Consider the following 13,453-nt stretch of genomic DNA (forward strand, 5'->3'; position numbering starts at 1 on the left):
ATCACAGCATGCTCACGTGCCAAGGCATAAGCTGGCACCAGCCTCGCTCACTTGCGTGACTTGGTTAGCTCCAGGAACACATCCTCCAGATCCGCTTCTTCAGTCTTTACATCGCGAATGGAAATCCCAGCGTTGCGCACCGCCGATAAGACTTCCTCTGCGCTGGTGATATCGCCGTGGTAACGCAAAATCACAGCTCCATCGCCACGCAACTCCGACGTTATGCCATCGCCAGTTGGCAGATCTGTAACCGGAGCGGCAGGATGTACTACCATCGCCTTGCCATCCAATCGGCCCAACAGGTTCGCCGTGGTGTCGCGTGCAACTAATTCACCCTGATTAATGATCGCAATCTCGTCGCACATCTCCTCGGCCTCTTCGAGGTAATGCGTGGTCAGGATAATGGTCATACCCTGCGCATTCAGCTTGCGGATGTTTTCCCACAGCATCTGGCGCAACTCGATATCGACCCCGGCTGTAGGTTCATCCAGGACCAAAATATTTGGATGGTGAACCAGCGCCTTACCTAGCAATAGACGTCGCTGCATGCCTCCAGACAGGGTCCGGGCGTAGGCATGTGCTTTGTCCTCCAACCCGACCATGCGCAGAATCTCATCACTACGCCGTTCGGATTTTGGCACACCATAAAGCCCCGCCTGTACTTCCAGCGCTCCGCGTGGACTAAAGAACGGGTCAAGGTTGAGCTCCTGCGGCATCACCCCAATGGACGCGCGGGATTGACGCGGATTGGTATCCTGATCGAAACCCCAGATTGTAACTTTGCCCGCGGTTTTCAGAACCAAACCCGCCAGGATGTTGATCATGGTGGATTTTCCGGCACCATTTGGTCCCAGCAAACCAAAGACTGATCCGCGGGGAATAGAGAGATCCACCTCCTTTAGCGCGTCTTTGGCAGGTTGCCCCCTGCGGCCCTTGTAGGTTTTTTGCAAACCTTCGATACGGATTGCGTCCTCTGTCATCGCGGCCCTTGCCCCCGGTTTTGCCTTGGCTCATAAAAGCCCCTAACTGATAACCAAGAGGACCGCCAGAGATGACCATCGAAGCGCCGGAAACCAAGATCGTGGACAGCTACCGCGTCGCCTGCGACGGCAGCGAAGGTGCGCTGGGACATCCGCGGGTCTACCTGCAAATTCCAGAGGACGAGGGCTTTGTCGTATGCCCCTACTGTGATTGCAAATTTGTCCATAGAGACGCTAGGGCAAACCACGCCTAGCCAATCAACGAAATTTCCATCTTAGAAAACGTCGCCAATTTTGGCGGCGTTTTGCGTACAGCCCGGTCACCAAGGGCGCGTTTGGAATGCAACGGTCAAAACTGGCTTGCACCTGCAATAGGTGAAACGGCAATTGCTCTCCCTTGCACGATCACCGATAACAGGGACAACGCGAAAAACCCGGAGCATCGGCCATGACAACCACCCCATTTGGCACTGGCTGCCACCTGCATCTGATCGATGGATCGGCCTTTATCTTTCGCGCCTACCACGCATTGCCGCCGCTTACCCGTAAATCTGACGGGCTGCCAATTGGCGCAGTTGCCGGGTTCTGCAATATGCTTCACCGCTATGTCGAGGGAAATACCGGCCCGGACGCGCCCACCCATGTTGCAGTGATTTTCGACAAAGGGTCACACACCTTCCGCAACGACCTCTATGATCAATATAAGGCCAACCGCGAAGCCATGCCCGAGGATCTGCGCCCTCAGATCCCGCTCACGCGCACCGCAACCGAAGCTTTCAACATTGCCTGCAAAGAACAGGAAGGGTTCGAAGCTGACGACATCATCGCAACCCTCTCCTGCCTGGCCCGCGACGCTGGCGGCCGCGTCACTATCATTTCCTCGGACAAGGATCTGATGCAGCTGGTTGGCGGCGGCGTCGAAATGCTGGATGCGATGAAAAACAAACGTATCGACAGCGACGGTGTAGTAGAAAAATTCGGCGTCGGGCCGGATCGTGTGGTTGATGTGCAGGCCCTCGCTGGGGATTCGGTTGACAATGTGCCTGGCGCGCCCGGCATCGGGATCAAAACCGCAGCGCTATTGATCAACGAATACGGCTCGCTGGAGGATCTTCTGGACCGCGCCGAAGAGATCAAGCAACCCAAGCGCCGCCAAACCTTGATTGAAAACCGCGACCAGATCGAAATGTCTAAGAAACTGGTTCAGCTGGACTGTAATATGGAGCTGGATTTCACGCTCGACGATTTGGGCGTAAACGACCCGGACGGCGACCGTCTGCTGACCTTCCTGGCAGAGATGGAGTTTCGCACCCTTTCAAAACGCGTCGCTGACCAGTTCGGCAAGGAAGCGCCAGCAATAAAAGAGACATCCGTCACAAGCGCATCAGCTGCAGAAGCGCCTGCCTTAATCGACCTGCCCTTTGATAGCTCTACTTATGAATGCGTCCGCGATGCCGAGGCATTGTCGAAGTGGATCGCCCAGATCCGCGAACGCGGCTGGGTTGCCGTAGACACTGAAACCACTGGTTTCGACGAAATGGTAGTGGACCTTGTTGGCATCTCGCTCTGTGTTGAGCCCGGCACCGCCTGCTATATCCCGCTTACACATAAGTCAGGCAACAGCGATGATCTGTTCGGCTCCGACGAGCTTGCTGAGGGACAGATGCCGCTGGAAGAGGCGCTCGCCCTGCTGAAGCCGATTCTTGAGGATGACAGCATTGTTAAGATTGGTCAGAACATGAAATATGACGCCAAGATCTTTGCCCGTCGTGGCATTGATGTGGCACCAATCGACGATACAATGTTGATGTCCTACGCTATGCATGCAGGCCAGCACGGGCATGGCATGGACACCCTGTCAGAGCGGTATCTGAACCACACGCCAATCCCGATCAAACCGCTGCTGGGTACTGGTAAATCTGCGATCACCTTCGACCGGGTGCCAATTAGTGATGCCGTCGCCTACGCCGCCGAAGATGCAGATGTTACCCTGCGCCTCTGGCAGGTGTTCAAACCACAGCTGCATCAGGCAAGTGTCACCACGGTTTACGAGACACTAGAGCGGCCCCTGGTACCGGTCCTGGCCAGAATGGAGCGCGAGGGCATCAAGGTTGACCGCGATACGCTATCGCGCATGTCCAATGCATTTGCCCAGAAGATGGCCGGTTTAGAGGCTGAAATTCACGAATTGGCCGGTCAGAGCTTCAATGTTGGATCCCCCAAGCAATTGGGCGAGATCCTCTTTGACAAACTCGGTCTGGAGGGCGGCAAAAAGGGCAAGACCGGTGCCTATGCGACCGGTGCTGACATCCTTGAAGATCTCGCTACCGAACACGCCTTGCCCGGTTTGGTGCTGGACTGGCGTCAACTCAGCAAGCTGAAGTCGACCTACACCGACGCCTTGCAGGACCATATCAATGACGAAACGGGCCGCGTGCATACATCCTATGTGCAGACCGGTGCGAACACCGGGCGTCTGGCCTCAACCGATCCCAATTTGCAGAACATTCCGGTCCGATCCGAGGAAGGCCGCCGCATCCGTGAAGCGTTCGTGCCCGAAGATGGCAACGTATTGTTGTCACTTGACTACAGCCAGATCGAATTGCGCATCCTTGCTCATGTTGCAGGGATCGACACTCTGAAACAGGCCTTTGCCGAGGGACAAGATATTCATGCCCTCACAGCCTCGGAAATGTTCAATGTTCCGCTGGACGAGATGACACCCGAAATTCGTCGTCAGGCCAAGGCTATCAATTTTGGTGTCATCTACGGCATTTCGGGGTTTGGTCTCGCCCGAAACCTGCGCATCCCACGCGTCGAAGCTCAGGGGTTTATTGACCGTTATTTCGAACGCTTCCCGGGCATTCGCCGCTACATGGATGACACCGTCGCCTTTGCCAAAGAACACGGCCACGTTCAAACCTTATTCGGCCGCAAGATCCATACCCCGGAAATCGCCGCCAAAGGTCCGCGTGCCGGCTTTGCCAAACGCGCCGCCATCAATGCGCCAATCCAGGGCACCGCAGCCGATGTGATCCGCCGCGCCATGGTTCGTATGCCAGCAGCGATCGCTCATCTGCCCGCACGAATGCTGCTACAGGTTCACGATGAACTGCTGTTCGAAGTACCCAAAGCCGCGGTGGAGGAAACCATCGAAACCGCCCGTCAGGTGATGGAAACCGCAGCAGACCCCGCAGTTCATCTGGATGTGAAACTGGTGGTTGATGCAGGCCAAGGACAAAACTGGGCCGAAGCACACTAGTCTCGGCAGGGTCTCTACTCAGAAACACCTCTCTAGCGTATCCGAACAACCCAATCGGCAAATAGACACCGCGCCATGCCTTTGCATGGCGCGTGGCCCAACGGAAAGAGCTGCATCTGTGATGCTGTGAAGACGGGCGGGAGAGTTGCGCTTCAGCTGTCTTTGGCGGCGTTGGTTGGTTCAGTGACTGGTGGTGGCGGGTGGTTTCACCATCGATGCCACCAGTCGGCGCACTGCGGGTGCCACCACTAAAACCACAACAAAAGCGACCGGCCAGCCAAAACTCCAAGCCGCCATCCATACTCCCAGCGCATCAGCATCAAAGCCAACTGCTTTGAGCGTCGCCACTCCGGTAACAATGAAAGACATAACGCCTGAGAGTATCAGGCCAAACAGAATAGGAGCGAAGCGCGCAGGGAACATGAGAGACTCCAAACCGGGTTTGTTTTGCGCTTTATGCCCCGCCTATCATCACGTTTCAATTCGCGAACATGTGCACATGCAGCTTATGGACACTTAGCCGCACAATAAATCGCCTATTGCGCGAAATTATGATGCCGACGGTCACATCAATCTCACTTCCCTATCCAAGCCAGACTGTCCTCTGTCCGTTTGGTGCTGGGGGTGTATTCTGCGCTAACCCACCCGTCGTAGCCGCTCTCATCAATAGCTGCAAAGAGTTTCTCGAAATCGACCGGCCCGGTTCCCGGCTCACACCGACCCGGCGCAGCACCGATCTGAACATGCGCGGCCCGGTCTCCAAAGGCTTCCCAAACCTTGGCTGCATCCCCATGGATCAGCTGCGCATGATAGGCATCATATTGCAGGCCAACGTTTTTGCGATCCACGGCCTCAAGAACCTCAACCGCAAGATTGTAGTCATCAAGAAAATACCCAGGCTGATCGCCATTGTTCAGCGGCTCAATGGTGAATTGTTGGCCCGGCGCGTAATCGGCAGCCCATTGCAAATTGCGGATCAGTGTCTCCTTCGCCACCTCGCCCTTCGCATACCCAGCCATGATGTGAATCATCCTGGGCCTGAGGACCTCCGCATAACGTAGTACCCGGCGGATATCGCGCTGAAAACGGTCGGATCCCATCGGCAAGGCTGCATAACCCGGCATACCCCCGGTGTAATTGGGCGGCGGCGCATTTATCAGCAACAGCTCCAATCCGTTTGCTAACAATGCCCGCTGCGTCTCCTTCGCGGCCAACTCATAGGGAAACAGGATTTCCACCGCATCGAACCCGGCCCGCGCCGCCGCTGAAAAGCGATCCAGATAGGGCAGCTCAGCGAACAGCAATGAAATATTGGCCGCAAACTTCGGCATAGGAAAACCTCCTTTGGAGCCGTCCACGATGGGCGGCCAAATAGACGTGCGCGAAACGCCACAGCGTCAATAGCGCCTTAGTCCCCGCCAAGTTCGCTACGGATTAAAACGCATTCGCACAGCCCTAATCTGCCTTAGAACCTGGCGGGTTTTGAGCGGGTTTTCAGAAGAATTTTCGATAATTTTGCCGTACATCCAAACTGGTCAGCGACTTCTCGCCACCCACTTAGTCAATTGGCACTCAACTGCCGATAAAACAGGCGTTCAACCCCGGTGCTCAGCCATCCGGCAGTTCATCCGAGGGGATGATGCGGAAAAATTCACCGCCAGACCACAGGCCAAACCAGCCCTGATGATGACAGCCGAGCTCAACGAGACGGTAAAAGCTCTTGCGGTCAATCAAGGCCTCTAATCCTGCACGCACCATGACATAGGGCGACGGCTCGCCTGTTTCTTCATCGCGTACGACGCGAATCTGATGCGTTGGCCCAGCCTCCACCAGATCACCCACATGGGTTTCAAAACGCAGAACCTGCGCCTCGCCCGTACCTTCAACCACGAAATCCACCCCTACAAACGGCGCGTCGTCTACTTCGATGCCGACTTTTTCGACCGGTGTGACAAGAAAATATTTGCCCTCCTCAAGCTTCAGAATGGAGGAGAACAACTTGACCAGTTCAAACCGGCCTATTGGGGTGCCAAGGTAGAACCAGGTGCCGTCACGGGCGATACGCATGTCCAAATCGCCGCAGAACGGCGGGTTCCATAGGTGTACAGGTGGTAGCCCACTCTTACTTGCTGTCTTTGCCGCCGCCGCCAATCCTTCGGCGTTGGGGGGCATCGACCCTGTTGCAGGGGTATTTCTGCCGGAAGTCACGGGATTTTGTCCGCTCATTGCTTTTGCCATTTCCTGTCAACGCGATACAGTAACACTATATATTCGCCGTGAAGGGAAAGTCATGTCCGAACCCGACGATCTGCTGGCCCAAATTGAAGCGCTTGAAGACAAGCTGATACAGGCCAGATCCTCTATTACCCAGCGCTTTATCGGTCAGGAAAGGGTTGTTGATCTGACCCTTAGCACGCTGCTTTGTGGTGGCCACGGTCTGCTTATTGGCCTGCCCGGACTGGGCAAAACCCGGTTGGTAGAAACCCTGTCTACCGTAATGGGCCTTGCCGGGAACCGCGTGCAGTTCACCCCGGACCTGATGCCTGCCGATATTCTTGGCTCTGAGGTCCTGGATACAGCCAGTGATGGCAGCCGTGCATTTCGCTTCGTGCCGGGACCGGTGTTCTGCCAATTGTTGATGGCGGATGAAATCAACCGCGCCAGCCCGCGAACACAATCGGCTCTTTTGCAGGCGATGCAGGAGCGCGTGGTCACGGTGGCCGGCGCCGATCGTCCACTTGGCATGCCGTTTCACGTCTTGGCCACGCAAAACCCCATCGAACAGGAGGGCACCTACCCCCTGCCCGAGGCGCAACTGGATCGTTTCTTGTTTCAGATCGATGTGCCTTATCCCTCCCGCCAGACTGAGCGCGACATCCTAATAGCAACCACCGGAGTAGAAGAAGGCACCGCACATCAAGTCTTCACCACAGAAGAGTTGATGGCTGCCCAAGATCTACTGCGCAGGATGCCGGTCGGTGACAGCGTGGTCGAAATGATCCTGGATCTCGTTCGTGCGTTCCGTCCCGATGACCCGAACGCGTCAGAACAGGTCCAACAGACGGTTGCCTGGGGGCCGGGGCCAAGGGCAGCACAGGCGCTGATGCTGGCGGTGCGCGCCCGCGCCTTGTTGCAGGGCCGTTTGGCTCCTGATGCCGATGATGTGCTCGATATGGCGCAGCCAGTGCTCAGCCACCGAATGGCGCTCAACTTTGCCGCGCGTGCCCGCGGCGAAAGCCTGACTGAATTGATCACCACCACAGCTAAGGCTATGGCCCAGCCAAGTGTCGCCGCGTGACACAAGCCCGCGCCTCTCAAACCGGCGATTCCGCCGACAGCGCCATGCGCCCGGCGGCGGATCTGCGCCATCGTGCAGAAAGCGCCGCCAGCCGATTTCCGCCCCTACTGGTTCAGGCCCAGCAATTGGCTGGATCTGTCCTGCTGGGTGAGCATGGGCGCCGTCGTGCTGGGATGGGTGATGATTTCTGGCAATATCGGCCAGTACAGGTAGGTGATAGCCGCCGTATGATTGATCACCGCCGCTCTGCCAAAGGTGATCAGCAATTCGTGCGCGAACGCGAATGGCAGATCGCCCAGACAGTGCACCTCTGGGTCGATCAAGGGGCCTCAATGCGCTTTGCATCCTCCAACGCGCTGCCACCAAAAGTTGAACGCGCCCGGTTGTTGGGGCTTGCAGCGTCGGTGATGATGCTGCGCGCTGGAGAACGTGTTGGTCTGACGGGAGGGCGTCTGCCGCCACGACGTGGCAATGCCCAAATCCTGAGGCTGGCCGACTACCTCAGCGTCGATGACGACGGTGACTATACCCCGCCCGAAGATCGCGCCATGTTGCCTCATGCCAAAGTGTTGTTTCTATCCGATTTTCTTGGCCCCTTTGCGCCGCTGGAACAGGCCTTGGCCAAAGCCGCCGACCGGGGTGTGCATGGGGTTCTGATGCAGGTGCTTGATCCAGCGGAAGAGCAGTTCCCCTTTGACGGGCGGACTATTTTCGAAAGCGTCAGCGGCGGGCTGCGCCATGAAACGCTCAAGGCCGGCGCATTGCGAAAACGCTATCTTGATCGCTTGGCCAAACGTCGCGATGCGCTCGACAAGCTCTGCCGAGCTGCGGGATGGCGTCTTGGCACACACCACACAGCGGACAGCGCACAGACGGCGCTGATGTGGCTATTTCACGCTATGGAAAGAGGTAGCTCATGACCACCGTAGCGGGCATCGGTTTTACGGCACCTTGGCTGCTCCTCGCCCTGTTGGCCCTGCCCCTGCTGTGGCTGCTCCTGCGGGCTGTGCCCCCGGCACCACGCAGGCGCTTGTTTCCGGCGGTCACCCTGCTTTTGGGCCTGCGCGACGATGACAGCCTCTCTGATCGCACGCCCTGGTGGCTGCTACTGCTGCGGCTGATGGCGGTTGCTGCAGTCATCGTGGGCCTTGCGGGTCCTGTACTTAATCCTACGAAAACCCCGACTGGCCGCGGCCCCCTGTTGGTCGTACTGGATGGCAGCTGGGCCGGGGCACCGGAATGGGATCGCACCCGCGAAGAAATCGACCGCCTGCTGGCTGAGGCAGGGCGAGCAGATCGGCCCGTCGCCGTGCTCCGCTTGACTGCGCCGCAACCACCCCAATTCCAGAGTGCTGCGAGCTGGCGGCGTCAGATCATCGGTGAAGTTCCACAATCGTGGCAACCATCGCAAGAACAGCTCGCACTAGCGCTCGGCCAGATCGATGAGGTTGAGGGCAGGTTTGACAGCCTGTGGTTCAGCGATGGGCTGGATTACCCCGGCCGATCTGATCTGATCACCCAACTGCGCCAGCGCGGTGAGCTTACAATCTACGAACATCCCCTGCCGCGTTTGGCTCTGCGCCCGGTTACCTATGTGGATGGCGCGATGGAGATTACTGTCGCTCGCAGCTTGCCTGAACGCCGAGCGGGCGACGGGTCTACCGCAACCGACCTCTCAGTTGGCAATGATCAAACCGTCACCGTGCTCGCCAAGGGGCCAGATCCCGGCGGCACCATACGCACACTCGGGGCTGTGGACGTGGATTTTTCTGACCCAGACACTACATCTGCAGACGGAACCGAAGCCACAGCACGCTTGTCGCTCCCTGCAGAGTTACGTGCCCGCATTCAGCACTTCGAACTTCAAGGTCAACGCAGCGCAGGGGCGATCTCTCTCACCGACGACAGCCTGCGCCGCCGCGAAGTGGCGCTGATCGCTGCCCAAAGTCGCAACGAGGGCCTCGCCCTTCTGTCCCCGCTTCACTATCTGCGCAAGGCGCTGGCCCCGACCGCAGATCTGCTGGAGGGTGGGTTGAACGATCTATTGCCTGCCAACCCCGATGTTATCGTCCTAGCCGATACCGCACGCCTGCCCGACGATCTAGAGAATGCAGTGGTTGATTGGGTCACGAAGGGTGGATTACTGCTGCGGTTTGCCGGACCACGTCTGGCAACCGGTGACACCGCGCGCACAGACGAGGAACCCTTGCTGCCCGTACGCCTGCGCGTCGGCGGTCGAAGCATCGGCGGTGCCATGAGTTGGGGAGAACCCAAAACACTGGCCCCCTTTGCCGAAGGCTCCCCGTTTCACGGCTTAAAAATACCGTCGGATGTCACTGTCAGTTCGCAAGTGGTTGCTCAACCTGATCCCGCCCTTGCAGAGCGCGTGATTGCCGAACTTTCTGACGGAACCCCGCTGGTTACGCGCAAACCTATGGGTGACGGTCAGATCGTGCTGTTCCACGTCACCGCAAACGCCGAGTGGAGCAGCCTGCCTCTTTCAGGTCTGTTTGTGCAGATGATGGAGCGCCTGGCCGTGTCCTCCGGGTCTAAACCAGCCGAGGCCACGGATCTCGAAGGCACCACCTGGGCGCCCCTTCAAGTGCTGGATGGATTTGGCGGTCTATCGGATGCTGATGCGCTGCCCGGTGTGGCTGGTCCAGATCTCGTAACAGCTGCGGCAGGCCCCGACCTTCAGCCCGGCCTCTACCAAAGCAGCGACCGCCGTATCGCCCGCAATGTCATACGTGCCGAGGATCAGCTCACACCAGCGCGTTGGCCCGCAAGTCTCAACATCAACGGCTACGGAGCGTCGCCCGAACGCCCACTTGGCGGCATCCTGATCAGCCTTGCCCTCTTGCTATTGGCTCTGGATGTGATCGCTGCACTGGTGTTGTCCGGGCTTCTGTCGAAGAAGTCACTAGCGACCAAAGGCAAGGTAGCCAGCCTGACATCTACCCTACTCCTCGCAGTTGGCGTCTGGGCCATTGGCACCGGCACCGATACGCGTAGCTATGCTCAAAGCGGCACAGAACCCGCTGCAGAAACCGGCCGCACCAATAAGCCTGACCCCGCTGCGGACGCCCTGGCGTCAGAACGGGCCGCCGAGTTGACACTTGCCCATGTGCTGACCGGCGACCCAAAGGTTGACAGGTTGGCCCGCGACGGGCTGCAAGGCCTCTCCAATACACTACGGTTTCGCACATCAGTTGAACCCGCCCCCCCCGCCAGTGTGGATCTGGAACACGACGAACTGGCCTTCTTCCCGTTGCTCTATTGGCCGGTGACCGCCAATCAGGTCATGCCTTCGGGCGCGGCATATGATCGGCTGAACACCTATCTGCGCACCGGCGGGATGATCCTCTTTGATACGCGTGATGCTGATCTGACCCGCGCAGGCGCGAGCAGCCCTGCCGGACGCCGGTTGCAACAGCTTGCGCTGCGCCTCGATGTCCCTCCGCTGGAGCCCTTGCCGGCCGACCACGTACTGACCCGCACATTCTATTTGCTACAGGATTTCCCCGGTCGCCACACCCGTGGCGCCGTCTGGGTCGAGGCTGCCCCTGTTGATGCCGAACAAATCGAAGGCATCCCATTCCGCAATCTCAATGATGGCGTCACGCCAGTTGTTATAGGTGGCAACGACTGGGCGGCAGCCTGGGCTGTTGATGATAACGGCCGGCCACTTTTGCCAGTTGGGCGCGGCTATGCCGGTGAGCGTCAACGTGAACTGGCCTACCGTTTCGGGGTCAATCTGATCATGCACGTGCTGACCGGTAACTACAAATCCGATCAGGTCCATGTGCCTGCACTGCTGGATAGATTGGGGCAATGATATGAGGCTGGACATATGACGCAGACCATTCTCTTTGACCCGCTGGTACCGTGGGCAATGATCGGTTTGCTCGCGGCATTGACGATTGCAGTACTCTTTCTGGCAATCTGGAAGCGTCTTGCCGGGTGGCCACTACGCGCGCTGGCAGGGCTGGTATTGATCACCGCGCTCAGCGGCCCCGTCTATCAGATCGAAGAGCGCTCAGCGCTTACCGATATTGTTCTGGTGCTCGACGATAAATCTGCCAGCCAGCAGCTGTCAGACCGTCCTGAACAGATCAAAGCTGCGCGTAGCGAACTAGAAACCGCACTGAGCCAACGCCCAAATACCGATGTTCGCTGGGTTTCTGTTGAAAACGCTCCCGCCCGCGATGGCGCAAGCGACAACAGCGGCACATTGCTTATGAACGCATTGGCTGAGGCACTGGCCAATGTCCCACGCGGACGGGTTGCCGGGATAATTGCCCTGAGCGACGGACAGATTCATGACGTCGAACAAACTCCGGCTCTGCCCGCCCCTCTGCACCTCCTGCTAACCGGTCGCCCCGGCGATTGGGACCGGCGGCTGATCGTAAAAAATGCCCCCAGCTTTGCCATAATCGGCGAACCCGTGACGCTCACATTGCGGGTCGAGGACCAGGGCGATTCTCCGCCTGCAAGCGATCTGGCCGAACTGGCGATTTCCATTGGCGGCGCGGAACCTCAACGTTTCAACCTGCCTGTAGGTGTTGATTTCGACTTACCGCTGACACTACCCCATGGTGGGCGCAACGTGATCCAATTCACCGTACCCACCGCAGAGGGCGAGCTGACGGACCGCAACAATTCTGCCTTGGTCCAAATAAACGGGGTACGCGATCGTCTGCGCGTTTTGCTGGTCTCAGGGGAACCGCATCCCGGCGGGCGTACATGGCGCAACCTGCTGAAATCTGACAGCGCTGTGGATCTTGTTCACTTCACTATCCTGCGTCCTCCCGAAAAACAGGATGGCGTCCCGGTGGATGAGCTGTCGTTGATTGCCTTCCCCACACGTGAGCTGTTTCTGGAAAAGATCAACGATTTCGACCTGATCATCTTTGATCGCTATAAACGCCGGGGCATCCTGCCTGCGATCTACCTCGACAACGTTACGAACTATGTGCAGGCAGGCGGCGCTGTTTTGGTTGCAGCAGGACCTGATTTTGCCAGCGCAGACAGTATATACCGTTCACCGCTTTCCAGCATTTTGCCCGCCAGCCCGTCGGCTCGGGTCTTGGAACGCGCCTTCCGACCTGAAATCACCGAGCTGGGCCAGCGCCACCCAGTCACTGCAGACCTGACCGGTGTTGATGACTGGGGACGCTGGCTACGCCAGATCGAGGTTGATGTGCCCGAAGGCAACGTCTTGATGAGCGGTGTTGATGCTCGGCCTCTCTTAGTTTTGAACCGGGTCGAAGAGGGCCGCGTGGCCCTACTGGCCTCCGATCACGCTTGGCTATGGAGCCGCGGCTTTGAAGGCGGAGGTCCGCAGCTCGAACTACTGCGCCGTCTGGCACATTGGATGATGAAAGAACCCGAGCTGGAAGAAGATGTCCTGTCGGCAGAAGCAGCCGGCCAACGTATGCGCATTCAGCGCCGTAGCCTTGAGGACGATGTTGGCGATGTGACTGTCACGGCCCCGGATGGCAGCACAGCCACCGTCACGATGACCCGAACCGCACCAGGCCGTTGGGAAGGTCGCTACGAAGGTCCAGAACCAGGCCTCTACCGGCTGGAAGAGAGCGAACAATCCACGGTGATCGGCCTTGGCCCAGCTGCTCCGCGTGAATTCGAACAAACCATCGCAACTGGCGAAATCATGGCCGCCGCCGTAGCCCAGACCCGCGGCGGCTTGCGAGCGCTGCACGATGGGCTGCCCAGTCTACGCAACGTGCGCGCCGGGCGGGTCGCGGCGGGACGGGGTTGGATCGGCCTTACACCCAGAGAGGCCTATCGCACAATATCGGTAAAGCAGACTCCGCTAATGCCCGCATGGTTGGTCCTCCTGATGGCCAGTGCCGCCATCCTAGCGGGATGGTTGCGCGAGGGACGAAGCTGATC

10 protein-coding genes are annotated in these 13,453 nt (G+C 58.3%); 6 read left to right on the forward strand and 4 right to left on the reverse strand.

Features of this window, described 5'->3' with window-relative positions; genetic code table 11:
- Window positions 1-47: 47 nt before the first annotated feature.
- Window positions 48-980 (reverse strand): ABC transporter ATP-binding protein, encoded by a 933-nt coding sequence (locus ACEWZM_RS08680; RefSeq protein ID WP_414006058.1) that lies wholly within the window; start codon window positions 978-980, stop codon window positions 48-50.
- 71 nt (window positions 981-1,051) lie between these two features.
- Here ACEWZM_RS08680 and ACEWZM_RS08685 point away from each other — a divergent pair, with 71 nt between their 5' ends.
- Together ACEWZM_RS08685 and polA are read left to right on the forward strand one after the other, a co-directional pair.
- On the forward strand, window positions 1,052-1,234 hold the full coding sequence (locus ACEWZM_RS08685; protein ID WP_414006059.1) for a zinc-finger domain-containing protein: 183 nt from the start codon (window positions 1,052-1,054) through the stop codon (window positions 1,232-1,234).
- 194 nt (window positions 1,235-1,428) lie between these two features.
- A complete protein-coding gene (polA, locus tag ACEWZM_RS08690) occupies window positions 1,429-4,242 on the forward strand; it encodes a DNA polymerase I (RefSeq protein WP_414006060.1) in 2,814 nt (937 codons plus the stop codon).
- Window positions 4,243-4,422: 180 nt separating this feature from the next.
- Here the strand turns inward: polA and ACEWZM_RS08695 are convergent, their stop codons facing one another.
- The 3 genes from ACEWZM_RS08695 to ACEWZM_RS08705 all read right to left on the reverse strand — a co-directional run bounded on the left by ACEWZM_RS08695 (window position 4,423) and on the right by ACEWZM_RS08705 (window position 6,468).
- Window positions 4,423-4,665, reverse strand: a complete 243-nt coding sequence (locus ACEWZM_RS08695) for a DUF2798 domain-containing protein (protein ID WP_414006061.1) — start codon at window positions 4,663-4,665, stop codon at window positions 4,423-4,425.
- 152 nt (window positions 4,666-4,817) lie between these two features.
- On the reverse strand, window positions 4,818-5,573 hold the full coding sequence (locus tag ACEWZM_RS08700; protein ID WP_414006062.1) for a hydroxypyruvate isomerase family protein: 756 nt from the start codon (window positions 5,571-5,573) through the stop codon (window positions 4,818-4,820).
- Between the two features lie 277 nt (window positions 5,574-5,850).
- Complete coding sequence (locus ACEWZM_RS08705) at window positions 5,851-6,468, reverse strand: DUF1285 domain-containing protein (RefSeq protein WP_414006063.1); 618 nt, start codon at window positions 6,466-6,468, stop codon at window positions 5,851-5,853.
- Window positions 6,469-6,532: 64 nt separating this feature from the next.
- On the opposite strand from ACEWZM_RS08705, the gene ACEWZM_RS08710 reads away from it, so the two are divergent.
- Genes ACEWZM_RS08710 through ACEWZM_RS08725 form a run of 4 tightly spaced genes read left to right on the forward strand, consistent with a single transcriptional unit; the run spans window position 6,533 to window position 13,451 of the window.
- Window positions 6,533-7,540, forward strand: coding sequence for an AAA family ATPase (locus tag ACEWZM_RS08710; protein WP_414006064.1), 1,008 nt, complete (start codon window positions 6,533-6,535; stop codon window positions 7,538-7,540).
- A 44-nt stretch (window positions 7,541-7,584) separates the two neighbouring features.
- Window positions 7,585-8,460, forward strand: a complete 876-nt coding sequence (locus ACEWZM_RS08715; RefSeq protein WP_414007985.1) for a DUF58 domain-containing protein — start codon at window positions 7,585-7,587, stop codon at window positions 8,458-8,460.
- Window positions 8,457-11,375 carry a DUF4159 domain-containing protein gene (locus ACEWZM_RS08720; protein ID WP_414006065.1) on the forward strand — a complete coding sequence of 973 codons (2,919 nt, stop codon included), beginning with the start codon at window positions 8,457-8,459 and terminating at the stop codon, window positions 11,373-11,375. The genes ACEWZM_RS08715 and ACEWZM_RS08720 overlap by 4 nt, the downstream gene beginning before the upstream one ends.
- A 15-nt stretch (window positions 11,376-11,390) precedes the next feature.
- Window positions 11,391-13,451, forward strand: coding sequence for a hypothetical protein (locus ACEWZM_RS08725; RefSeq protein WP_414006066.1), 2,061 nt, complete (start codon window positions 11,391-11,393; stop codon window positions 13,449-13,451).
- Window positions 13,452-13,453: the final 2 nt, after the last annotated feature.

Origin of the sequence: Phaeobacter cretensis (assembly GCF_047372505.1) — a bacterium.
Classification (GTDB): Bacteria; Pseudomonadota; Alphaproteobacteria; order Rhodobacterales; family Rhodobacteraceae; genus Phaeobacter; species Phaeobacter cretensis.

Coding starts and splice junctions, on each gene's coding strand:
- ACEWZM_RS08680 (WP_414006058.1), bottom strand. CDS start 980: ATGACAGAGGACGCAATCCGTATCGAAGGTTTGCAAAAAACCTACAAG.
- ACEWZM_RS08685 (WP_414006059.1), top strand. CDS start 1,052: ATGACCATCGAAGCGCCGGAAACCAAGATCGTGGACAGCTACCGCGTC.
- polA (WP_414006060.1), top strand. CDS start 1,429: ATGACAACCACCCCATTTGGCACTGGCTGCCACCTGCATCTGATCGAT.
- ACEWZM_RS08695 (WP_414006061.1), bottom strand. CDS start 4,665: ATGTTCCCTGCGCGCTTCGCTCCTATTCTGTTTGGCCTGATACTCTCA.
- ACEWZM_RS08700 (WP_414006062.1), bottom strand. CDS start 5,573: ATGCCGAAGTTTGCGGCCAATATTTCATTGCTGTTCGCTGAGCTGCCC.
- ACEWZM_RS08705 (WP_414006063.1), bottom strand. CDS start 6,468: ATGAGCGGACAAAATCCCGTGACTTCCGGCAGAAATACCCCTGCAACA.
- ACEWZM_RS08710 (WP_414006064.1), top strand. CDS start 6,533: ATGTCCGAACCCGACGATCTGCTGGCCCAAATTGAAGCGCTTGAAGAC.
- ACEWZM_RS08715 (WP_414007985.1), top strand. CDS start 7,585: ATGCGCCCGGCGGCGGATCTGCGCCATCGTGCAGAAAGCGCCGCCAGC.
- ACEWZM_RS08720 (WP_414006065.1), top strand. CDS start 8,457: ATGACCACCGTAGCGGGCATCGGTTTTACGGCACCTTGGCTGCTCCTC.
- ACEWZM_RS08725 (WP_414006066.1), top strand. CDS start 11,391: ATGACGCAGACCATTCTCTTTGACCCGCTGGTACCGTGGGCAATGATC.